At 71.0% G+C, this 22,097-nt stretch carries 24 protein-coding genes; 20 read left to right on the top strand and 4 right to left on the bottom strand.

Annotated elements, in window-relative coordinates:
- Positions 1 to 125 precede the first annotated feature (125 nt).
- The 10 genes from secY (at position 126) to ACFVQ3_RS11525 (ending at position 7,592) form a co-directional block, all read left to right on the top strand.
- Positions 126 to 1,421: a preprotein translocase subunit SecY gene (secY, locus tag ACFVQ3_RS11570; RefSeq protein ID WP_138825541.1), complete on the top strand. Its 1,296-nt coding sequence runs from the start codon at positions 126 to 128 to the stop codon at positions 1,419 to 1,421.
- Complete coding sequence (locus ACFVQ3_RS11565) at positions 1,418 to 2,035, top strand: adenylate kinase (RefSeq protein WP_387638935.1); 618 nt, start codon at positions 1,418 to 1,420, stop codon at positions 2,033 to 2,035. The genes secY and ACFVQ3_RS11565 overlap by 4 nt, the downstream gene beginning before the upstream one ends.
- A gap of 23 nt (positions 2,036 to 2,058) precedes the next feature.
- A complete protein-coding gene (gene map, locus ACFVQ3_RS11560; protein WP_387638932.1) occupies positions 2,059 to 2,895 on the top strand; it encodes a type I methionyl aminopeptidase in 837 nt (278 codons plus the stop codon).
- A gap of 361 nt (positions 2,896 to 3,256) precedes the next feature.
- Complete coding sequence (gene infA / locus ACFVQ3_RS11555; RefSeq protein ID WP_012867920.1) at positions 3,257 to 3,478, top strand: translation initiation factor IF-1; 222 nt, start codon at positions 3,257 to 3,259, stop codon at positions 3,476 to 3,478.
- Positions 3,479 to 3,563: 85 nt separating this feature from the next.
- Entirely contained in the window at positions 3,564 to 3,677 is a 114-nt protein-coding gene (rpmJ, locus tag ACFVQ3_RS11550) for a 50S ribosomal protein L36 (protein ID WP_009740505.1), read from the top strand.
- A 213-nt stretch (positions 3,678 to 3,890) separates the two neighbouring features.
- A complete protein-coding gene (gene rpsM / locus ACFVQ3_RS11545) occupies positions 3,891 to 4,265 on the top strand; it encodes a 30S ribosomal protein S13 (RefSeq protein WP_030151919.1) in 375 nt (124 codons plus the stop codon).
- A gap of 103 nt (positions 4,266 to 4,368) precedes the next feature.
- Positions 4,369 to 4,773 carry a 30S ribosomal protein S11 gene (gene rpsK / locus ACFVQ3_RS11540; protein WP_030151918.1) on the top strand — a complete coding sequence of 135 codons (405 nt, stop codon included), beginning with the start codon at positions 4,369 to 4,371 and terminating at the stop codon, positions 4,771 to 4,773.
- A gap of 154 nt (positions 4,774 to 4,927) precedes the next feature.
- On the top strand, positions 4,928 to 5,947 hold the full coding sequence (locus ACFVQ3_RS11535) for a DNA-directed RNA polymerase subunit alpha (protein ID WP_030151917.1): 1,020 nt from the start codon (positions 4,928 to 4,930) through the stop codon (positions 5,945 to 5,947).
- Between the two features lie 56 nt (positions 5,948 to 6,003).
- Positions 6,004 to 6,546, top strand: a complete 543-nt coding sequence (gene rplQ / locus ACFVQ3_RS11530) for a 50S ribosomal protein L17 (protein ID WP_387638929.1) — start codon at positions 6,004 to 6,006, stop codon at positions 6,544 to 6,546.
- Between the two features lie 326 nt (positions 6,547 to 6,872).
- A complete protein-coding gene (locus tag ACFVQ3_RS11525) occupies positions 6,873 to 7,592 on the top strand; it encodes an alpha/beta fold hydrolase (protein WP_387638926.1) in 720 nt (239 codons plus the stop codon).
- A gap of 1 nt (position 7,593) precedes the next feature.
- On the opposite strand, the gene ACFVQ3_RS11520 is transcribed toward ACFVQ3_RS11525, so the two are convergent.
- On the bottom strand, positions 7,594 to 8,379 hold the full coding sequence (locus ACFVQ3_RS11520; protein ID WP_387638924.1) for an ROK family protein: 786 nt from the start codon (positions 8,377 to 8,379) through the stop codon (positions 7,594 to 7,596).
- A 34-nt stretch (positions 8,380 to 8,413) separates the two neighbouring features.
- Here ACFVQ3_RS11520 and truA point away from each other — a divergent pair, with 34 nt between their 5' ends.
- Positions 8,414 to 9,322 (top strand): tRNA pseudouridine(38-40) synthase TruA, encoded by a 909-nt coding sequence (gene truA / locus ACFVQ3_RS11515; RefSeq protein ID WP_387638921.1) that lies wholly within the window; start codon positions 8,414 to 8,416, stop codon positions 9,320 to 9,322.
- A 4-nt stretch (positions 9,323 to 9,326) separates the two neighbouring features.
- Here the strand turns inward: truA and ACFVQ3_RS11510 are convergent, their stop codons facing one another.
- A complete protein-coding gene (locus ACFVQ3_RS11510) occupies positions 9,327 to 9,725 on the bottom strand; it encodes a DUF5709 domain-containing protein (protein WP_387638918.1) in 399 nt (132 codons plus the stop codon).
- 263 nt (positions 9,726 to 9,988) lie between these two features.
- On the opposite strand from ACFVQ3_RS11510, the gene ACFVQ3_RS11505 reads away from it, so the two are divergent.
- The 7 genes from ACFVQ3_RS11505 (at position 9,989) to ACFVQ3_RS11475 (ending at position 17,265) form a co-directional block, all read left to right on the top strand.
- Positions 9,989 to 11,704 (top strand): ABC-F family ATP-binding cassette domain-containing protein, encoded by a 1,716-nt coding sequence (locus tag ACFVQ3_RS11505; protein ID WP_387638916.1) that lies wholly within the window; start codon positions 9,989 to 9,991, stop codon positions 11,702 to 11,704.
- Between the two features lie 90 nt (positions 11,705 to 11,794).
- Positions 11,795 to 12,754, top strand: coding sequence for a rhodanese-related sulfurtransferase (locus tag ACFVQ3_RS11500; RefSeq protein WP_387638913.1), 960 nt, complete (start codon positions 11,795 to 11,797; stop codon positions 12,752 to 12,754).
- Between the two features lie 265 nt (positions 12,755 to 13,019).
- Entirely contained in the window at positions 13,020 to 13,463 is a 444-nt protein-coding gene (rplM, locus tag ACFVQ3_RS11495) for a 50S ribosomal protein L13 (protein WP_030151909.1), read from the top strand.
- 46 nt (positions 13,464 to 13,509) lie between these two features.
- A complete protein-coding gene (rpsI, locus tag ACFVQ3_RS11490; protein WP_036571959.1) occupies positions 13,510 to 13,998 on the top strand; it encodes a 30S ribosomal protein S9 in 489 nt (162 codons plus the stop codon).
- Positions 13,999 to 14,151: 153 nt separating this feature from the next.
- A complete protein-coding gene (gene glmM / locus ACFVQ3_RS11485) occupies positions 14,152 to 15,516 on the top strand; it encodes a phosphoglucosamine mutase (protein WP_387638910.1) in 1,365 nt (454 codons plus the stop codon).
- A complete protein-coding gene (locus ACFVQ3_RS11480) occupies positions 15,513 to 16,199 on the top strand; it encodes a peptide deformylase (RefSeq protein WP_387638909.1) in 687 nt (228 codons plus the stop codon). The genes glmM and ACFVQ3_RS11480 overlap by 4 nt, the downstream gene beginning before the upstream one ends.
- Before the next feature lie 319 nt (positions 16,200 to 16,518).
- Positions 16,519 to 17,265: a DedA family protein gene (locus tag ACFVQ3_RS11475; protein ID WP_387638907.1), complete on the top strand. Its 747-nt coding sequence runs from the start codon at positions 16,519 to 16,521 to the stop codon at positions 17,263 to 17,265.
- 15 nt (positions 17,266 to 17,280) lie between these two features.
- Here ACFVQ3_RS11475 and coaA read toward each other — a convergent pair whose 3' ends face one another.
- Entirely contained in the window at positions 17,281 to 18,228 is a 948-nt protein-coding gene (gene coaA / locus ACFVQ3_RS11470; protein WP_387639045.1) for a type I pantothenate kinase, read from the bottom strand.
- A gap of 205 nt (positions 18,229 to 18,433) precedes the next feature.
- Here coaA and glmS point away from each other — a divergent pair, with 205 nt between their 5' ends.
- The gene (gene glmS, locus ACFVQ3_RS11465) at positions 18,434 to 20,299 is read left to right on the top strand and encodes a glutamine--fructose-6-phosphate transaminase (isomerizing) (RefSeq protein ID WP_387638904.1); all 1,866 of its coding nucleotides are present in this window, start codon (positions 18,434 to 18,436) and stop codon (positions 20,297 to 20,299) included.
- 98 nt (positions 20,300 to 20,397) lie between these two features.
- Positions 20,398 to 20,748, top strand: coding sequence for a holo-ACP synthase (locus ACFVQ3_RS11460; RefSeq protein WP_387638902.1), 351 nt, complete (start codon positions 20,398 to 20,400; stop codon positions 20,746 to 20,748).
- 256 nt (positions 20,749 to 21,004) lie between these two features.
- On the opposite strand, the gene ACFVQ3_RS11455 is transcribed toward ACFVQ3_RS11460, so the two are convergent.
- Complete coding sequence (locus tag ACFVQ3_RS11455) at positions 21,005 to 22,057, bottom strand: LLM class F420-dependent oxidoreductase (RefSeq protein WP_387638899.1); 1,053 nt, start codon at positions 22,055 to 22,057, stop codon at positions 21,005 to 21,007.
- Positions 22,058 to 22,097: the final 40 nt, after the last annotated feature.

Genomic DNA, 22,097 nt, shown 5'->3' with positions numbered 1-22,097 from the left:
GTCTCAATTTGCCGTCCATCGCGGCGCAGCGGCTAAGGTGCCCCATGGCGTCCCGTGCCGGGTGCGTCACATCTCGCCGACCAACCGGCGACACGACATCCCGCCTCGGCGGGCCAGGAGGATAGGTGCTCAGCGCATTCGCCCGGGCTTTCCGGACACCTGACCTGCGGCGCAAGCTGCTGTTCACGATCGCCATCATGGCGATCTTCCGTGTGGGCTCGTTCATCCCGACCCCTGGTGTGGACTACGCCAACGTCCAGCAGTGCATCGACACGCAGGGCCAGAACAACCTCCTGGGCATGGTGAACCTGTTCAGCGGTGGCGCCCTGCTCCAGCTCTCGATCTTCGCGCTCGGCATCATGCCGTACATCACCGCGAGCATCATCGTGCAGCTGCTCCGTGTGGTCATCCCTCACTTCGAGGCGCTGCACAAGGAGGGCCAGTCCGGTACCGCGAAGCTCACGCAGTACACGCGCTACCTGACGATCGCTCTCGCCGTCCTGCAGTCGACGACCGTCATCACGACGGCCCGCAGCGGGCTGCTCTTCCCGGGCTGCCCCGTCCCGGTCATCCCGGACAACAGCTTCCTGACGTCCGCGATCATGGTCATCACCATGACGGCGGGCACCGGCCTCATCATGTGGCTCGGCGAGCTGATCTCCGAGCGCGGTGTCGGCAACGGCATGTCGCTCCTCATCTTCACGTCGATCGCGGCCAGCTTCCCGCTCGCTCTCTGGTCGATCGCGGGCGGCTCGAACGGCGCGATCAACTTCACGATCATGATCGCCGTCATCGTCCTCGTCATCGGCCTGGTCGTCTTCGTCGAGCAGTCCCAGCGTCGTGTGCCCGTCCAGTACGCGAAGCGCATGGTCGGGCGCAAGATGTACGGCGGCTCGAGCACCTACATCCCGATCAAGATCAACATGTCGGGCGTCATCCCGGTCATCTTCGCGTCGTCGCTGCTCGCGGTCCCCGGCCTCATCGCCCAGTTCGGCGACACGACGGCAGGGTGGGTCCAGTGGGTCACCAAGTACCTCGCGGACCCGGCGTCGCCGATCCACATCTCGATCTACGTGGTCCTCATCGTCTTCTTCTGCTTCTTCTACACGGCCATCACGTTCAACCCGGACGAGGTCGCCGACAACATGAAGAAGTACGGCGGCTTCATCCCGGGCATCCGGGCCGGCCGCCCCACGGCGGAGTACCTCGACTACGTCATCACCCGCATCACCTCGGCGGGTGCCATCTACCTCGCGCTCGTTGCGCTCATCCCGACGCTCGTCCTGGTCCTGCTGGGGGTGAGCACCAACATCCCGTTCGGTGGTAGCTCGATCCTCATCGTGGTGGGCGTCGGCCTCGAGACGGTCAAGCAGATCGACTCGCAGCTGCAGCAGCGTCACTACGAAGGGTTCTTGCGTTGACCGACACGACTCCCGTCGCGGGCACCTCGTCCGAGGCCTCCGCGCGCTTGATCATCATGGGTCCCCAGGGGGCCGGCAAGGGCACCCAGGCGGCTCGCCTGGCGGCGCACTACGGCATCCCGGCGATCTCCACGGGCGACATCTTCCGTGCCAACATCAAGGGCGGCACGGAGCTGGGCAAGCTGGTGCAGGAGTACACGGCCAAGGGCGAGCTCGTCCCCGACTCGGTGACGAACGACATGGTCCGTGACCGCCTCGCGCAGGACGACGTCGCTCGCGGCTTCATCCTCGACGGCTACCCGCGCAACGCGGCCCAGGTCGTCGAGCTCGACGGCATCCTCGCCGACCTCGGCGTCGAGCTGGACGCCGTGCTCGAGCTCACCGCGGACCGCGACGAGCTCCTGGCCCGCCTGCGCAAGCGTGCGGAGATCGAGGGCCGTGAGGACGACACCGAGGAGGCGATCGCCCGCCGTCTCGACATCTACGCCGAGCAGACCGCTCCGCTGACGTCCGCGTACGCCGAGCGGGGCCTCCTGGCCCAGGTCGACGGCATCGGCGAGATCGACGACGTGACCGAGCGTCTCGTCGAGGCGCTCGCGCCTCTCGTCGGCTGACCCGGGGACGGTAGGAACGCGAAGTGTTCGGTCGCGAGAAGGTCGAGTACAAGACGGTCGACCAGGTGCGCACGATGCGCCGGGCGGGGCTGGTGGTCGCCGACGCGCTCGCCACGGTCCGCTCGGCGGTGCGTCCGGGCATGACGACCGCGGACCTGGACGCGCTGGCGGCGGCCGTGATCGGCGACGCCGGTGCGACGCCGTCGTTCCTGGGGTACCACGGGTACCCGGCGACGCTCTGCGTGTCCGTGAACGACGAGGTCGTGCACGGCATCCCGGGGACGCGTGAGCTGCTCCCGGGCGACGTCGTGTCGGTGGACTGCGGCGCGATCGTCGACGGCTGGCACGGGGACTCCGCGTTCTCGTTCGTCCTGCCCGAGGCCGACGCGGCGGACGTCGCGCTCGTCGAGGCGACCGAGCGGGCGCTCTGGGCCGGCATCGCCGCCCTGGCGACCGGAGAGCGCCTGGGGGACGTCGGCAACGCGGTCGAGGACTCGATCGAGGCGTCGGCCGCGGCCGACGGCGTCCCCTACGGGATCATCGAGGAGTACGTGGGGCACGGCATCGGTACGTCGATGCACCAGCCGCCGGACGTCCTCAACTACCGCACGCGCGAGCGCGGGCCGCGGCTCAAGCCGGGCATGTGCCTGGCCATCGAGCCCATGGTGACCCGTGGCGAGCGCTTCACGCAGGTGCTCGAGGACGACTGGACCGTCGTGACCGACGACGGTGCGCGCGCAGCCCACTGGGAGCACAGCGTCGCCATCCTCGAGGACGGCATCTGGGTCCTGACGGCCCCCGACGGCGGTGCGGCGAAGCTCGCAGAGCTCGGCGTCACCGTCGCCCCGCTCGAGGGCTGAGGATCGTTCTTCGCGGCCGGCCCGTTCCCTACCTGACCAGGCAGGGAGCGGGCCGTCCGCGCGTCCCTGCCCGCGTGGTCGGTTCCCCCCAGGGGGGCCCGCGCACCGTCCTCGACGAGGCGCCGCGCAGGGGAGCGGGGGCGACCGATCAGGGGTCGGGCGGGCACGTGTCCGGGGGCACACCACCTCCGGTTCCTTCTGGCGGATCGATGCCGTAGGATAGTCCGCTGGGTGTAGTCCGCGTTCCCTGTTCGAGTTCAACCGACCGGGCAGCAGGGCGGAATGCACACGACGTCCACTCACCGGTCCTCGCAGAGCACAGGTGAGTGGGAAGCAGTTCGGACGAGAGTTAGCGGAGGATATGGCAAAGAAGGACGGTGTCATCGAGATCGAGGGCAGCGTGGTCGAGGCCCTGCCGAACGCGATGTTCCGCGTGGAGCTGGCCAACGGGCACAAGGTTCTGGCTCACATCTCGGGCAAGATGCGACAGCACTACATCCGGATCCTCCCCGAGGACCGAGTGGTGGTGGAGCTGAGCCCGTACGACCTGTCCCGTGGCCGGATCGTCTACCGCTACAAGTAGTCGTCAAGAATCCACCACTCGAAACAACTGCTGCCGCAGGCCTGGGTTCGCCCGCGCGTGCGTGCGGCGGCGGAGGAACAGACTGATGAAGGTCAAGCCCAGCGTCAAGAAGATCTGCGACAAGTGCAAGGTGATCCGCCGGCACGGTCGCGTCATGGTGATCTGCGAGAACCTGCGTCACAAGCAGCGCCAGGGCTGAGTCCCCGGCGCTCCGGCGCACGGTGATGCAGGTCTGCGAGAGCGGACCGATCGCCGGCACCCTCGGGTGCCAACCAGCGCACCACCACGAACCTCACGGTCGGGCCGCACAGGCCCACTGAGGGGAACCCCCGGCTCGGAGGCCGGGGCCCGCAGCTCCGCGGGAAGATGGTGCGGTAGACCTCCGAACGAAGTAACAGGAGCCGGAAGGCACATGGCACGTCTTGTCGGCGTCGACCTCCCCCGCGAGAAGCGGCTCGAGATCGCGCTCACCTACATCTACGGCGTCGGCCGTACCCGCGCCCAGCAGACGCTGGCCGCCACCGGGATCTCCCCGGACGTTCGCGTGAAGGACCTCGGTGACACCGAGCTCGTCGCGCTGCGTGACTACCTCGAGGGCAACTACAAGCTCGAGGGTGACCTCCGCCGTGAGGTGGCTGCTGACATTCGCCGCAAGGTCGAGATCGGCTGCTACGAGGGCCTGCGTCACCGCCGCGGCCTGCCCGTCCGCGGGCAGCGCACCAAGACCAACGCGCGTACCCGCAAGGGACCCAAGCGCACCGTGGCCGGCAAGAAGAAGGCCCGCTAAGCAGTAGTCCGTGGAACGCGTGCAGCCCGCCTGAGCCTCGTGCTCACCCGCGCGGCGCACGCCGACCCGGTCCGAACACCTCAGACCAGGAGAAGATCGAGAAATGCCTCCCAAGACTCGCGCCACCGCGGCCCGCAAGCCGCGCCGCAAGGACAAGAAGAACGTCCCCCACGGCCAGGCGCACATCAAGAGCACGTTCAACAACACGATCGTGTCGATCACCGACCCGACCGGTGCCGTCATCGCCTGGGCCTCGGCCGGGCACGTCGGCTTCAAGGGCTCGCGCAAGTCGACGCCGTTCGCCGCGCAGCTCGCTGCTGAGTCCGCGGCCCGCCGCGCCCAGGAGCACGGCGTCAAGAAGGTCGACGTCTTCGTCAAGGGCCCCGGCTCCGGCCGTGAGACCGCGATCCGTTCGCTCACCGCGACCGGCCTCGAGGTCGGCTCGATCCAGGACGTGACGCCCCAGGCTCACAACGGCTGCCGCCCCCCCAAGCGTCGCCGCGTCTGATCCTCTGCTCCGCTCGTCGTCGCGCTGCCCCCGGCCCTGCCGGCCGGCGCGACGACGGGCGCAGCACCCTGGCCGGGTGGACAGAGTCCCGTCCAGGAGCACGCGTTGCCCGTGATGCGTCAAATAGCGGACGCACACCGAAAGGAACACACCAGTGCTGATCGCACAGCGCCCCACCCTGACCGAAGAGGTCATCTCGGAGAACCGTTCGCGCTTCTCCATCGAGCCGCTCGAGCCTGGCTTCGGCTACACCCTCGGCAACTCGCTTCGTCGCACGCTGCTCTCGTCCATCCCGGGCGCTGCAGTGACCTCGATCCGCATCGACGGTGTCCTCCACGAGTTCACCACCGTTGCCGGTGTCAAGGAAGACGTTACCGAGATCATCCTCAACATCAAGAACCTCGTGGTCTCCTCGGAGAACGACGAGCCGGTCGTGATGTACCTGCGCAAGCAGGGTGCTGGCGCGGTCACCGCCGCGGACATCGTCCCGCCGGCGGGCGTGGAGGTCCACAACCCGGACCTGCACATCGCCACCCTCAACGACAAGGGCAAGCTCGAGATCGAGCTGACGGTCGAGCGTGGACGTGGCTACGTCTCCGCGAACCAGAACAAGTCCTTCGACGCCGAGATCGGCCGTGTTCCCGTCGACTCGATCTACTCGCCGGTCCTCAAGGTCACGTACAAGGTCGAGGCGACCCGTGTCGAGCAGCGCACCGACTTCGACAAGCTGATCGTCGACGTCGAGACGAAGCAGGCGATCTCCCCGCGCGACGCGCTGGCCTCGGCCGGCAAGACGCTCGTCGAGCTCTTCGGCCTCGCCCGTGAGCTCAACGTCGAGGCCGAGGGCATCGAGATCGGCCCGTCCCCGACGGACGCCGCGCTCGCTGCGGACCTCGCGCTCCCGATCGAGGAGCTCAACCTCACGATCCGTTCGTACAACTGCCTCAAGCGTGAGGGCATCCACCAGGTCGGCGAGCTCGTCGCTCGCAGCGAGGCAGACCTGCTGGACATCCGGAACTTCGGCGCGAAGTCCATCAACGAGGTCAAGGAGAAGCTCGCAGAGCTCGGCCTGAACCTCAAGGACTCGCCGCTGGACTTCGACCCCTCCACGGCGGACTACTACGAGGCCGACGAGGACGAGGCGACGTTCTCCGACGGGCAGCAGCAGTTCTGACCTTCCGTGCTCGCGGCTCGGCCGCACGCACGATCCACTTCTAAGGAGCAAGATCAATGCCTACCCCCACCAAGGGTCCGCGGCTCGGCGGTGGCCCGGCTCACGAGCGTCTCATCCTCGCGAACCTGTCCACGCAGCTCTTCGAGCACGGCCGCATCACGACGACCGAGACCAAGGCCAAGCGTCTGCGTCCGGTGGCCGAGCGCCTCATCACGTTCGCGAAGCGCGGTGACCTGGCGGCTCGTCGTCGCGTCATGACCGTCGTCCGCGACAAGTCCGTCGTGCACACGCTGTTCACCGAGATCGCCCCGCAGATGGCGGAGCGCAACGGTGGCTACACGCGCATCACGAAGGTCGGCAACCGCAAGGGCGACAACGCCCCCATGGCCGTCATCGAGCTCGTGACCGAGCCCGTCAGCCCCAAGCAGGCCGTCGTCCGCGAGGCCGAGAAGGCTGCGAAGAAGGCCAGCAAGCCCAAGGCCGCCAAGGTCGAGGCTCCCGTCGAGGACGCCACGATCGAGGACGCGCCCGTCGTCGAGGACGCTCCCGTCGTGGAGGACGCCCCCGTCGAGGACGCGAAGGCTTCGAAGGAGGACTGACCCGTCCCCGGCTCTGCCGGACGGGCTTCCCCTTGAAGGGCCCGGCACCATCTGGTGCCGGGCCCTTCGTCGTGCCCGCCGGCGGACGCCCGAAGCCCCCGGCCGGCGGACGCCCGACGGCACCCCGGCCGGCGGACACCCGACGACGCCCGAGGGCTGACGCCGGCGGCCGGGTGATACGCGACGGACGCCCGTCGACGACCCCCGACAGCGGCGCCCGGCGGCAGATGCCGGCGTCCGGGTGACGCGCGACGGACACCTGACGACGGCGCCCACCTGGTGCGTGCGGGGCACCTGGCGCCGGGGGTGCCCCTAGATTGGTCCGTATGGGTCTGCCGGTGCTGTTCGTCCACGGTTCGCGTACGTCCCGCACGATGTGGCGGGCACAGCTCGAGGCCATGGACCGTGCCGGTATCGAGGCGGTCGCGGTGGACCTGCCGGGGCACGGTGGGCGCACGGACGAGGCGTTCACGCTCGACGGTGCGGTGGCGACCGTCGCGGGGGCCGTGGACGACCTCGGGGGCCGCGCGCTCGTCGTCGGGCTCTCGCTCGGCGGGTACGTGGGGATCGAGCACCGCGCGCGGTTCCCTGCGCAGGTCGCGGGTCTCGTCGCCGCGAGCTGCTGCACCGTGCCGGCGTCCCGGCTGCGCGTCGCCTGGCGCGTCGCGGCGGACCGGATCGAGCGGCTGCCGGACAACGGTGCGGCGCTCAACCGGGCGCTCGTGCGCAGGACGCTGCCCGCGGTCGGTATCGAGGACATCGGTGCGGGCGGGTTCGCGCTCACGACCATGACGGCGATCCTCGACGAGGTGGGGCGCGCGGATCCCTTGTCAGCGCTGGCGGCGACGGACTCTCCCGTGTGGTTCGTCAACGGGCGGTGGGACCATTTCCGGTTCGGGGAGCGCGAGTACCTCGCGGCCGCGCGTGCGGGTGGCGCGCGGGCCGAGCTCGTCGTGGTCCCGGGGGCCAAGCATCTCGTGAGCCTCGACCGGCCCGTGGCGTTCACCCGGGCCGTGCTCGCGGCCCACCACGAGCTGGACCGCTAGCTCAGACGAGCGTCAGGTCCCATGCCCTGGCCCCGCCGACGAGGGCCGCCGAGTTGGGGACGATCACGACGTCGTCGCCGAGGCGTTCGAGCGCGGACGGCGTGATCTGGCGCGAGTTGCCTCCGCCCAGGTAGAGCCGGTCCCACCAGAACACGGGGCGCAGCCCGTCGACGAGCGCGACGACGCGCCGTGACCACAGGCCGTTCCCGAGCCTCCGCCGCTCGACCTCGCCGATGTACTCGTCGTACGTGGTCCCGCGCCGCACGGGGGCGTGCGACCACTCGAGGTGCGGTGCGAGGCGTCCGCCGTGGAACAGGGCCGACCCCAGCCCGGTCCCGAGCGTGAGCACGAGCTCGAGGCCTGACGCCGCGACGACCCCGGCTCCGTGCACCTCGGCGTCGTTGAGCACGAGCGCGGGCATCCCGAGGCGTTCGCTCACCGCTGCCTGCACGTCGAAGCTGGCCCACTGCTCGACCAGGGCCGGGTCGACCCTGCTGCGCGGGCCCGAGCGCGTGACGTAGTGCGGGGTGTGCACGACGACGCCGCGACGGATCATGCCCGGCATGCCGACGGTGACCCGGGCCGCGGGGGGCAGACGGTCGGCGATCTGCGCGATGACGTCGACCAGGAGGGACGGCGGCAGGGGGTAGGGCGTCGGGACCCGGACGGCGGAGGCGTGCGCGGTCCCTGCGGCGTCGAGCACGTTGGCCTTGATGCCGCCCCCGCCGCAGTCGACCGCGAGGGTGCGCAGCTCGGTGGAGTCGGGGCCGGAGGTGCGTTCGGGCATGTCAGCACAGTATCGGGCGCTAGCGTAGGTGCACGTGACGAACGAGCAGCCTGTCCGTGTCCGCCTGGACCTCGCCTACCAGGGCACGGCCTTCGCCGGGTGGGCCCGCCAGCCCGGCCTGCGGACCGTCGAGGGGGCCCTCGAGGACGGGTTGGGGCAGATCCTGCGGGGCGAGCCGCCGCGCCTGACGGTCGCGGGCCGCACCGACGCGGGGGTCCATGCGCGCGGCCAGGTGGCGCACGTCGACCTGCCGCGAGCCGCGTGGGACGCGATGCCGGGCCGCTCGGACCGCACCCCGGGGGACGCGCTCGTCGCGCGGCTCGCGGGAGTGCTGCCGGGCGACGTCGTGGTGCACCGGGCGACGCCCGCACCGCAGGGGTTCGACGCGCGCTTCTCGGCGCTGTACCGCAGCTACACGTTCCGCATCGTCGACGACCCCGCACTGCGCGACCCTCTTCGCCGCGAGTGGGTCCTGTGGAACAGGAAGCCTCTCGACGCCGGCGCGATGCACGAGGCGCTCCAGCCGTTGCTCGGGATCCGGGACTTCGCGGCGTTCTGCAAGCCGCGGCCCGGTGCGACCACGATCCGCGAGCTCCAGCACCTGTCCTGGGAGCGGGCGACGGACGGACCCGACGAGGGGCTCGTCGTCGCGCACGTCCGCGCGGACGCGTTCTGCCACAACATGGTTCGCGCCCTGGTCGGTGCGTCGGTCGCCGTGGGGGAGGGGCGTCGACCCGTCTCCTGGCCGTCCGAGGTCCTGGCGGCGAGGCGCAGGGACGCGGGAGCCGGCGTCGTGCCGCCGCACGGCCTGGTCCTCGAGGCCGTCACGTACCCGCCCGACGACGAGCTCGCGGCCCGGGCAGAACGGGTGCGCGCGGTCCGCATGGACGAGGACGTCTGGGACGCGGCGGCGGTGCGGGCTCCGGAGGCCCCCCGGTCGTAGGGGGTTACGGCTCCTCGACGATGTGGATCGCGGCCTCCTCGGCGCTCGCCGCGGCGCCGTCGATCCCGGCGTCGTCGGCGTACGTGTCGTTGTCGCGCCCGTCGAGCGCGTCGGGGTCCGCGACGAGGCGGCCGGACCGCGTGGTGTCGGGCCGGTCGAGCGGGTCGGCATCCCAGTCCTCGGGCTCCTCGTCGGCGAGGCGCTGGTCGAGCGACTCGCCGTCCTCCTCGAGGCGCTCGGGGTGCGCGTAGGTCAGGGGGGCGCGCTCGGGCGGTGCGTACCCCTCGTCGAGCACGTCGTCGACGCCGCGGTCGACCAGGGTGTCGTCGCGCTGGAGCTGGTCGGAGTCGCCCTCGGTGCCGAGGGCGGGGTCGGTCCGGGTGGCTGGGGTGTCGTCGCTCATCCCTCCACACTGTCACCGCGGGGGCGTTCCTGCAGCCTGCCGGTCCCACCGGCTGCTCGCGGCAGGCCGGCTGCCCGACGGCGGAGCGCGCCGACGTGCGGCGGTGCGCCCGGGAGACGGTCACCCTGGGTGGGCTCGCGCGTCACCGTCGGGCGCCGGGAGCGTCACCCTGGGCGGGTAGGGACGTCACCGTCGGCGGTCAGGTGCGTCACCGTCGGCGAAAGGAGTCGTCAACCAGGGCCTCGGGCAGGGAGGATGAGCCCGTGGGTCACATCGACATCAGCGACATCAGCTACTTCCTGCCCGACGGGCGCCCTCTCCTGGCCGGGGCGACCCTGCGCGTCGCGGACGGCGCCAAGGTCGCGCTCGTCGGCCCCAACGGCGCCGGCAAGACGACGCTCCTGCGCATCGTCGCGGGCGACCTGTCCGCGCACGGCGGCACCGTGGGCCGCAGCGGCGGTCTCGGGGTGATGCGCCAGTTCGTCGGCCGTATCGACGACGAGCGCACGGTCCGTGACCTGCTCGTCGACCTCGCGCAGCCCTCGATCCGCGACGCCGCCCGCGAGCTCGCCGCGGCCGAGCTCGACATCATGACGGTCGACGACACCCCGTCCCAGATGCGCTACGCCCAGGCGCTGGCCGACTGGGCCGACGCGCGCGGGTACGAGGCCGAGGCCGAGTGGGACAAGGTCACCGACGAGGTCCTGTCGATCCCGTTCGAGCAGGCGCAGTTCCGTGAGGTCCGCACACTGTCGGGCGGCGAGCAGAAGCGCCTCGTCCTCACGGCGCTGTTCCGCGGCCCCGAGGAGGTCCTGCTCCTCGACGAGCCCGACAACTACCTCGACGTACCGACCAAGCGCTGGCTCGAGGAGAAGCTCGCGGCCTCGCCCAAGACGGTGCTGTTCATCAGCCACGACCGCGAGCTCCTGGCGCGGACCGCGACGCAGGTCGCGACCGTCGAGCCCACGGCCGCGGGCGGGACGATCTGGGTGCACGGCGGTGGGTTCGGCACGTACGCCGAGGCCCGGGCCGACCGGCGCAGCCGGCTCGAGGAGCTCCTGCGCCGCTGGGAGGAGGAGCACGCCAAGCTCAAGGACCTCGTCAACACCCTCAAGAACAAGGCAGCCTTCAACGACGGGCTCGCGAGCCGCTACCAGGCCGCCCAGACGCGGCTGCGCAAGTTCGAGGAGGCCGGGCCGCCGCAGGTCCTGGCGCACGAGCAGAACGTCAAGGTCCGCCTCACGGGCGGGCGCACGGCCAAGCGGGCCGTGACGTGCGAGCAGCTCGAGCTGACCGGGCTCATGGCGCCGTTCGACCTCGAGGTCTTCTTCGGCGAGCGCGTCGCGATCCTGGGGTCCAACGGTTCGGGCAAGTCGCACTTCATGCGGCTCCTGGCGCGCGGCGGCTCGGCCCCGGACGTCGAGCACCGGCCCGTCCTCGACGGCGCAGCGGGCGGGTCGGGTGCGGGGGAGAGCGCGGTCGTGCCGCCCGTGGCCCACACGGGCCGCGCCGTGCTCGGTTCCCGCGTGCGGCCGGGGTGGTTCGCGCAGAACCACGCGCACCCCGAGTTCGAGGGCCGCACGCTGCTCGAGATCCTGCACCGCGGCGACGGGGCCCGCGACGGCATGGGCCGCGAGCCGGCGAGCAAGGCGCTCGACCGCTACGAGCTCGTCGGTCAGGCCGAGCAGCGTTTCGAGACGCTGTCCGGGGGTCAGCAGGCGCGCTTCCAGATCCTGCTGCTCGAGCTCGGGGGAGCGACGCTCCTGCTGCTCGACGAGCCCACGGACAACCTCGACCTGCACTCGGCCGAGGCGCTCGAGTCGGGCCTGGCGGCGTTCGAGGGCACGGTGCTGGCCGTCACGCACGACCGCTGGTTCGCCCGTGGCTTCGACCGGTTCGTGGTGTTCGGCTCGGACGGGCGGGTCGTCGAGACCCCGGAACCGGTCTGGGACGTCGAGCGGGTCAAGCGCCAGCGCTGACGCACGGAGGCGCGGTGAGGAAGACCACACGGACGGCGGCGGGCCGGTAGCACGACCTGCGCGCCGCCGTCGGGCTCCTAAAATGGAGCAATGGCCGTCCCCAAGATCGTTCTCTTCTACGCCTTCACGCCGCTCGCAGACCCGCGCGCGGTGCAGCTGTGGCAACGCTCCCTCGGGGAGCAGTGGGGGCTGACGGGACGTGTCATCGTCTCCGAGCACGGCATCAACGCCACCCTGGGCGGGACGGTCGAGAACCTCAAGCAGTACGTCAAGACCACCAAGCAGTACCCGGGGTTCTCGGAGATCGACGTCAAGTGGTCGGACGGCACGGGCCGGGACTTCCCGCGCCTGTCGGTCAAGGTGCGCCCCGAGCTCGTGAGCTTCGGCGCGGCCGACGAGCTCACGGTCGACCAGGACGGCGTGGTCGACGGCGGCGCGCGCCTCGACCCGCAGGCGCTGCACGAGCTCGTGGCCGAGCGCGGCGACGACGTCGTGTTCTTCGACGGCCGCAACGCGTTCGAGGCCGCGATCGGCAGGTTCCGAGGCGCGGTCGTGCCCGCGGTCGAGACCACGCGCGACTTCGTGGCCGAGCTCGACTCGGGCGCGTACGACGACCTCAAGGGCCGCCCTGTCGTGACCTACTGCACGGGCGGCGTGCGGTGCGAGGTCCTGTCCTCGCTCATGCTCGCGCGCGGCTTCGAGGAGGTCTACCAGCTCGACGGCGGGATCGTGCGCTACGGCGAGACGTTCGGCGACCAGGGGCTGTGGGAGGGCTCGCTGTACGTGTTCGACGAGCGCATGCACGTCGAGTTCGGGAGCGAGACCGTCCCGCTCGGCGCGTGCAGCGAGTGCGGCGGCGCGACCGCCAAGTACGAGAACTGCGTCGACCCGGGCTGCCAGACGCTGCGCCTGTTCTGCGCCGACTGCGCGGGCGTCGCGCGAACCCTCCAGTGCGACCCGTGCGCCGACCTGCGCCCCGGCGCGTATCCTCGTCCTCGGGAAGGTGCGAGCACCGGCCTCTCCCACGACAACCACCGGGCAACCGCCTGAACCGGCGCCAGGGCGCCCGTGCGTGCGCCGTCGGGCACGCTGCTCACCGAGGTCTGGATCACCCTCGGTGTGACGCAGCATGTTTTGACCCTGCACGGGCCGTCCAGGTAGTCTGTTGAGTCGTTGTGCTTCCCCTTCGGTATCTCGTCACTTGTGCGCCCACTCGCTCCGTGACCTGGACACCTGTCAACCGAAGGCCAAACGACTTGTCGGACGCAGGCTCCTGCGCCGAAGACACCGAAGACACGAAACGAAGGCTACGACCGTGCGTACGTACACCCCGAAGCCCGGCGACGTCCAGCGTGACTGGTACGTCATCGACGCGACCGACGTCGTCCTGGGCCGTCTCGCCACCCACGTGGCGACCCTGCTCCGTGGCAAGCACAAGGCCACCTTTGCTCCGCACGTCGACGGCGGTGACTTCGTCATCGTCATCAACGCCGGCAAGGTCGCCCTGACCGGCAACAAGCGCGAGCAGAAGCTTGCCTACACCCACTCCGGTTACCCGGGTGGTCTTCGGGCGGTCGCGTACAGCGACCTGCTGGAGAAGCACCCCGAGCGTGCTGTGGAGAAGGCCGTCCGCGGCATGATCCCCAAGACCTCGCTCGGCCGCGCCCAGTTCGGCAAGCTCAAGGTCTACGCAGGCTCTGAGCACCCGCACGCCGCGCAGCAGCCGAAGACTTTCGAGATCACCCAGGTCGCGCAGTAGGCTCCGCCTGCTCGTAGACGAGAACTTAGGACGCGAGGACACACCAGTGGCCGAGACCACCGTCGACATCGACGTGCTGGACGAAGAGACCCCCAGCAACTACACCTCTGAGAGCGCAGCCCCCACGGGCCGTGGCCAGAGCATCACCGCCCCCGCGCAGGCCCTGGGCCGTCGCAAGGAGGCCATCGCCCGCGTGCGCCTGGTGCCCGGCACCGGCCAGTGGAAGATCAACGGCCGCACCCTCGAGGGGTACTTCCCCAACAAGGTGCACCAGCAGCTCGTGAACTCCCCGCTGAAGCTGGTCGACGTCGAGGGTCGCTTCGACGTCATCGCCCGCATCAACGGTGGCGGCACGTCCGGCCAGGCCGGCGCCCTGCGTCTCGGCATCGCCCGTGCGCTCAACGAGGTCGACGCCGAGCACAACCGCCCGGCGCTCAAGAAGGCCGGCTTCCTGACTCGCGACGCACGCGTCGTCGAGCGCAAGAAGGCCGGGCTCAAGAAGGCCCGTAAGGCTCCGCAGTACTCCAAGCGCTGATCCAGCGCTTGCGCACGACGGCCCCGGTGGACACAGTCCACCGGGGCCGTCGTCTTTTGTCAGGGATGCTGACGAGCGACCGGACCGGTCGGCTCGCAGCGGGGGCGGGGCAGGCCCTGGTGCCTGTACCGTCCCGTTGAGGGAGGAAAACTCATGGGACGACTGTTCGGCACCGACGGCGTGCGGGGGCTGGCGAACAGGGACGTCACGGCCGAGCTCGCGCTCGGCCTGGGCGTGGCTGCTGCAAACGTGCTGGGACGCACCGGGCAACCCGACGGGCACCGCCCGCGCGCCGTGATCGGCAGGGACCCGCGGGCGTCGGGCGAGTTCCTGGGCGCCGCAGTGACGGCGGGCCTCGCGAGCGCCGGGGTCAACGTGCTCGACGTCGGCGTCCTGCCGACCCCGGCCGTCGCGTTCCTCACGAGCACGCTCGACGTCGACTTCGGCGTCATGATCTCGGCCTCGCACAACCCGATGGCCGACAACGGCATCAAGTTCCTGGCCCGCGGCGGCATCAAGCTCGAGGACTCGCTCGAGGACGAGATGGAGCGCCAGCTCCACGCCGAGTGGGACCGTCCGCTCGGCGCCGAGGTCGGTCGCGTGCGCCGCGACACGGGGAGCGCCGGGGCCGACTACGTCGAGCACCTCATCTCGAGCATCGGCGCGACGGGCGACGCCCTGCCGCTCTCCGGCCTGCGGATCGCGGTCGACTGCGCGAACGGTGCCGCGAGCGACGTGGGTCCCGCGGCGCTGCGCGCGGCGGGCGCCGACGTCGTCGTCATGAACGCGAGCCCCGACGGGCGCAACATCAACGAGAAGTGCGGGTCCAACCATCCCGAGCAGCTCCAGGCCGTCGTCGTCGCGTCCGAGGCCGACTTCGGGGTCGCGTTCGACGGCGACGCGGACCGCTGCATCGCGGTCGACCACCGCGGCGTCCTCGTCGACGGCGACCAGATCATGGGGGTGCTCGCCCTCGCCGAGAAGGAGAAGGGCCGCCTCGCCGACGACACCCTCGTGGTGACCGTCATGAGCAACCTCGGGCTGATCCTCGCGATGCGCGACGCCGGGATCCGCACCGTCCAGACGGGCGTCGGCGACCGCTACGTGCTCGAGGAGATGCGCGCCAAGGGGTACACGCTCGGTGGGGAGCAGTCCGGGCACATCATCCTGTCCCAGTTCGCGACGACGGGCGACGGCGTGCTGACCGCGCTCCAGCTCGCCGCACGCATCCAGGAGTCCGGCACCAAGCTGGCCGACCTCGCGGGCGCTGTGCCCAAGCTGCCCCAGACGCTGCTCAACGTGCGCGGCGTGGACAAGGCGCGGGCTGCGACCGACGAGGTGCTCCAGGAGGCCGTCGCGGCCGCCGAGGTGCGCCTCGGCGAGACCGGGCGCGTGGTCCTGCGCTCCTCGGGCACCGAGCCGCTCGTGCGGGTCATGGTCGAGGCCGCGACGCAGGCCACGGCCGACGCCGTCGCCGAGTCCCTCGCGGGCGTCGTCCGGGACCGGCTGGCCCTGTGACGGCTCGACCCGCCGACGCCGGGACGGGAACCGGGTTCGCCGGTCCCGTCGACGAGTCGCTGAGGGACCAGGTCGCGGAGCACCTCGCACGGCACGAGGACGGCGTGCTCCCGATCGTCCAGGCGGGGCACCCCGTGCTGCGTCGTCCCGCCGCGCCCTACACCGGGCAGCTCGGGGACCTCTTCCCCCGGCTGGTCGAGGCCATGCGCGCGACCATGCACGCGGCCCCGGGCGTCGGGCTCGCCGCCCCCCAGATCGGGCTCGGCCTCGCGGTCGCCGTGGTCCAGGACGCCGGCGTCACCGACGCCGAGGACGCGGGCCTGCGGGAGCGGCACCCCGTGCCGTTCCGGGTGCTCGTCAACCCGTCCTACGCAGCGGTGGGGGACGAGCAGCGGGCCTTCTTCGAGGGCTGCCTGAGCGTCAGCGGGTGGCAGGCCGTCGTCGCGAGGCACCGGTCGGTGCGCCTGACCGGGCAGGACGAGCACGGTGCACCCGTCGACGACGTCCTGACGGGGTGGCCCGCGCGGATCGTCCAGCACGAGACCGACCACCTGCGGGGCGAGCTCTACCTCGACCGCGCAGAGCTGCGGTCGCTCGCCTCGAACGACAACATGTCGCGGTTCTGGGGCGGCACCCCGGACCCCACCGAGGCGTCCGAGGTGCTGGGCTTCCGCCTGCCCTGACGCGCCCGCGGTCCGGGACGTCGAGCGCAAGGTGCCAGAGCGTCGAGCACAGGACCCCGGAATGCCGAACACGTCGTCCGGAGGACGTCACAGCATCCCTCCGGGGGACCTCCCTAGGGGTGGATCTCCTTCCGGAGGATGACGTGACCGGCCTGACGATCCGGCAGAATCGTCCTCGGAAGGTGGGGGTCGACATCAGGGCAGACTGGGGGGTTTCCCCGATGGTGTCGGGCCTCCGTATCCGTAGGCTGGTCACAGGCGTCCACACGACGTCTGTGACCAGCCTGGTCCGCCCCGCCAGCCGACGAACAGAGGACCCGTGATCGAGGCCGTTTCGACCTTCTTGGAGAACCTGGAGATCTGGGTCCTCGCACTCGCGGCGTCCGCCTGGATCTACCCCGCCCTGTACGCGTTCGCGACGATCGACGGGTTCTTCCCGCCGATCCCCAGCGAGTCCGTCGTCATCACGCTCGCCGTCGCTGCCAGCGCCTCGGGGAACCCGAACCTCGTGCTCGTCCTGGTCATCGCCGCCGCAGGAGCCTGGACGGGTGACCAGATCGCCTACTCGCTGGGCCGCGGGATCGGGACCGAGCGCATCCGCTTCCTGCGGTCCGTGCGGGGACGCAAGGCCGTCGCCTGGGCCGACCAGGCGCTCAAGGCGCGCGGTGCAGCCTTCATCCTCGCCGCGCGCTACGTCCCCATCGGCCGGGTCGCGGTCAACATGACCGCAGGCGCCGTGGGGTACCCGCGGCGCCGCTTCATGGCGTACTCGGGCCTGGCCGCCGTCACCTGGGCCCTCTACTCGGTGCTCATCGGTCTCGTCGCGGCACAGTGGCTCGGGCACCAGCCGCTGCTCGCCATGGTCATCGGCGTCGTCATGGGCGTGCTGTCCGGCGTGATCGTCGACCGGATCATGAACAGCATGGCACGCAGGCGTCGGGCCCGGGAAGCGGCCCGCGAGGCCGCAGCAGGGGCGACCCCGATCCACGGCGAGGCGGCCGACCGGCCGGTGGCGACGTCGTCGGGCGTCGAGGGCGACCAGGACGCCGTCCGCCGCGCCTCCTGACCGCCCCCGGTCCCCTCAGACCTTGCGCAGGCGGGCGCGCTGGACCGAGTGGTCCGAGCCCTTCGTCAGCACCAGGGTCGCGCGACCGCGCGTCGGCAGGATGTTCTCCTCCAGGTTCGGCGCGTTGATCGAGTCCCAGATCGACTTGGCCTTCTCGACGGCCTCCTCGTCCGTGAGCGTCGCGTAGCGCTTGAAGTACGACTCGGGGCGCGCGAACGCCGTCCGGCGCAGCGACAGGAACCGGTCCACGTACCACTGTCGGATGTTGCGCGTGCGCGCGTCGACGTAGATCGAGAAGTCGAAGAAGTCGCTCACCGCGACTGCCTGGTCGTCGGACGGCCCCGGGCGAGCCGGCTGGAGGACGTTGAGGCCCTCCACGATCAGGACGTCCGGTCTGCGGACGACGGTCTCGGCCCCCGGGACGATGTCGTAGGTCAGGTGGTCGTAGACGGGGCTGCGGACCTCGGGCACTCCCGCCTTCACGCGGGACAGGAACCGGATGAGGGCGCGCCGGTCGTACGACTCGGGGAACCCCTTGCGCTCCATGAGCCCGCGGCGTGCGAGCTCGGCGTTCGGGTACAGGAACCCGTCCGTCGTGATGAGCTCGACCCGCGGGGTCTCCGGCCAGCGCGCGAGCATCTCGCGCAGGATGCGCGACGTCGTCGACTTGCCCACGGCGACCGACCCCGCGACGCCGATCACGTACGGCGTGCGGGTCGAGTTCTCGCGCAGGAACGTCGAGGTGGCCTCGTGAAGGCCGCTGGTCGCCGTCACGTAGAGGTTGAGCAACCGCGAGATGGGGCGGTAGATCGCGTCGACCTCCGCCAGGTCGATCGGGTCGCCCAGGCCGCGGAGCTTGACGACGTCCGCGTCCGTCAGCGGCAGCGGCGTCGACTCGGAGAGCCTGCTCCACGCCGCACGGTCCAGGTCGACGTACGGGGACGCCGTCGAGAGGTCGGGCAGGCGCCCGGACCCGGACGAGGCGTCCTGATCGGTCGCGGGAGCACCCTCGAGCGGAGGGACGGGCAGGTCGGAGGAAGGAACCACTCGGACGATTCTGCCGGACGCAGGACACCACCGTGAACACGAACAGGCCGGACCACTAACAAAGAACCGCGAGATGTCGCGGCTGCGAAGGCCCCAGAACGTCCGGCTAGACTCCGAAACCATGTGTGGAATCGTGGGTTACGCAGGCCCCCTTGAAGCGTCGGGGCGACCCCTCGACGTCGTCCTCGAAGGACTCGGCAGGCTCGAGTACCGCGGCTACGACTCGGCCGGGGTCGCGCTCGTCGCGCCCGACCGGGCAGACGTCGCGACGGCCAAGAAGTCCGGAAAGCTCGTCAAGCTCGTCGACGAGCTCCAGTCGCGTCCGCTGCCCGCCGCCTCCGCGGCGATCGGGCACACGCGGTGGGCCACCCACGGCGCACCGAACGACACCAACGCGCACCCGCACGTCGCGGACGAGGGACGCCTGGCCGTGATCCACAACGGGATCATCGAGAACTACAGCGGACTTCGCCAATCGCTCGTCGCCGACGGCGCGACCTTCCTCTCCGAGACCGACACCGAGGTCGCGGCCCAGCTCCTCGCCCGTGCGTACCGCCGCACCGGCGACCTGACCGAGGCGATGGCCGACGTCGCACGTCAGCTCGAAGGAACGTTCACCCTGCTCGCCGTCCACGCCGACGCCCCGACCACCGTGGTCGGCGCACGGCACGACTCGCCGCTCGTCGTGGGCCTCGGCGACGGCGAGAACTTCCTCGGCTCCGACGTCGCCGCGTTCATCGCGTCGACCAAGGACGCGCTCGAGCTCGGTCAGGACCAGATCGTCACCATCACCCCCGACAGCGTCGAGGTCGTCGACTTCCACGGCAAGCCCGCCGAGGCCACGCGCTTCACGGTCGACTGGGACGCCGCCGCGGCCGAGAAGGGCGGCTTCACGTCCTTCATGGACAAGGAGATCCACGACCAGCCGCAGGCCGTCGCGGACACCCTGCTCGGACGGACCGACGCCGAGGGGCGCCTGGTCCTCGACGACCTGCGCATCGACGAGGCCGTGCTGCGGACCGTCGACAAGATCATCGTCGTGGCGTGCGGCACGGCCGCCTACTCGGGGCACGTCGCCAAGTACGCGATCGAGCACTGGTGCCGCATCCCCGTCGAGGTCGAGCTGGCGCACGAGTTCCGCTACCGCGACCCGATCGTGAACGAGAAGACCCTCGTCGTCGCCGTCACGCAGTCCGGCGAGACCATGGACACCCTCATGGCCGTGCGCCACGCCCGCGAGCAGGGCGCCAAGGTCATCTCGATCGTCAACACGCACGGGTCGACCATCCCGCGCGAGTCCGACGCCGTCCTGTACACGCACGCGGGCCCCGAGATCGCCGTCGCCTCGACCAAGGCGTTCTTGTCGCAGATCACCGCGGCGTACCTCCTCGGCCTCTACCTCGCCCAGCTGCGCGGCAACAAGTTCCCCGACGAGATCCGCGAGATCCTCGACGACCTGCGCGAGATGCCGCGCAAGATCCAGACCGTCATCGAGCGCGGCGAGTACGTCAGCGCCGTGGCCCGCTCCATGAAGGACGCGACGTCGGTGCTCTTCCTGGGGCGCCACGTCGGGTTCCCCGTCGCCCTCGAGGGCGCGCTCAAGCTCAAGGAGCTCGCCTACATCCACGCCGAGGGCTTCGCCGCGGGCGAGCTCAAGCACGGCCCCATCGCGCTCATCGACGAAGGGCAGCCGGTCTTCGTCGTCGTGCCGTCCCCGCGCGGGCGCGACTCGCTGCACTCGAAGGTCGTCTCCAACATCCAGGAGATCCGCGCCCGCGGCGCACGCACGCTCGTGATCGCCGAGGACGGCGACGACGCGGTGCTGCCGTACGCGGACGAGATCTTCTGGATCCCGCAGTCGCCCACGCTGCTCTCGCCGCTGCTCGCGGTCGTCCCGCTGCAGATCTTCGCCATGGCGCTCGCCACGGCCAAGGGGCTCGACGTCGACCAGCCGCGCAACCTCGCGAAGTCGGTCACGGTCGAGTAGCCGACCGCCCCGCCCTCCGACGCGAGCCCGCCGTGCCCCCCCGCACGGCGGGCTCGCTGCGTCGGGGGCCGGCCCGGACCAGCGCATAGGGTGAGCGCATGATCATCGGGGTGGGTATCGACGTGGTGGACGTCGCGCGGTTCATGGACACGCTCGAACGGACGCCGCGCCTGCGGGAGAAGCTGTTCACCCCGGCCGAGCGGGACCTGCCCGCCTCGTCGCTCGCGGCCCGGTTCGCCGCCAAGGAGGCCATCGCGAAGGCGCTCGGCGCGCCCGGCGGCATGCGCTGGCAGGACGCGACGGTCCACCGGGTCGTCGGGGGAGCACCCCAGGTCGAGATCACCGGGACGGTCCAGGCGCGGGCGGACGAGCTGGGGATCGTGACGTTCCACCTGTCGATCTCGCACGACGCCGGGATCGCGTCGGCCATGGTGGTCGCTGAGGGCTGAGGGCTGAGGGCTGAGGGCTGAGGGCTGAGGGCTGAGGGGGCTCCGCCCCGGGGCTCCACCCCGCCGCGAGGCCCCTCGCCGTGCGCTCCGCCCGCGGGGCCCCTCGCCGTGCGTCCCGCCCGGGTGGGGCGCGAGGCTGAGGGGGCTCCGCCGTCGGGCATGCGGTGCGTGTCGGTCGAGCATGCGGTGGGCGTCGCGAGACGCCTCGAGGCGGACGCCCACCGCGTGCTCGGCACCGACGGGGTGCGGGGGACGGTCAGCCCTGCAGGGCCGGGATCACCTCGCGCTCGAACAGCTCGATGCCGCTGCGGTCGTACGCGGCCTCCGCGAAGTACGTGATCGCGTACGTCATGCCCGCGCCCTCGAGCTTCTGGAGGTTCTCGACGATCTGCTCGGGCGTGCCGACGAGCGGTCCCGAGCGGAAGTCGGCCACGGTCTCCTCGGCCTTCGCGGGGACCGTCTTGGCGTAGTGCTCGCCGATCCACCGCAGGCGGTCCTCGACGTCGGCCTCGGTCGCCCCGATGACCACGTTGTAGTTGGACGAGCGCGTGATCTCGTCGAACGGGCGCCCGATCGCCTCGCAGTGCCCGCGCAGCACCTCCGACTTGTGCGTGAAGCCCTCGAGCCGTCCGTCGAAGTTCGTGTACTGCGCGTGCTGGGCAGCGATGCGCAGCGTCTTCTTCTCGCCGCCGCCCGCGATCCACAGCGGGATGCTCGGTGCGCTGGTGCCCTCCGGGCCGACGCCGTCGAGGACCTGGAGCGGCTGCGGGTGGCACAGCGCGCCGTCGACCTGGAAGTACGTGCCGTCGAGCGTCGCCGAGCCCGTGCGCCACATCTGCTCCATGACCTGCACGCCCTCGTCGAGCGCGCCCAGGCGCGCACCGGCCCCGGGGAAGCCGTACCCGTAGGCGCGCCACTCGTGCTCGTACCAGCCGGCGCCGATGCCCATCTCGGTGCGACCGCCGCTCACGATGTCGACCGTCGCCGCGACCTTCGCGAGGTAGGCGGGGTTGCGGTACGCGATGCACGTGCACATCTGGCCCAGGCGCACGCGCTCGGTCGAGGCGGCGAAGGCGGCCATGAGCGTCCACGCCTCGTGCGTCGCCTCGCCCGTGGGCTCGGGCACGGTGTGGAAGTGGTCGTAGACCCACGCCGACTCCCACGCGTGACGAGCGCCCGGGAGGCGCTCGCCGGCCAGCGCGGTGTCCGCGTGGCGCGCGAGGGACCGCATGGTCTCCCACTGCTCGGAAGGGTCGATGCCGACGAGGTCCTGACGCCAGCCTTGCGGGATGAAGAGTCCGAATCGCATGGTCGCCAATCTAGCCCGGCGGGCCGGGGGTGCGTCGCGG

It is taken from the genome of Oerskovia sp. NPDC057915 (assembly GCF_042887685.1).
GTDB lineage: Bacteria > Actinomycetota > Actinomycetes > Actinomycetales > Cellulomonadaceae > Oerskovia.
This window is presented reverse-complemented; position numbering and strand designations above follow the sequence as displayed.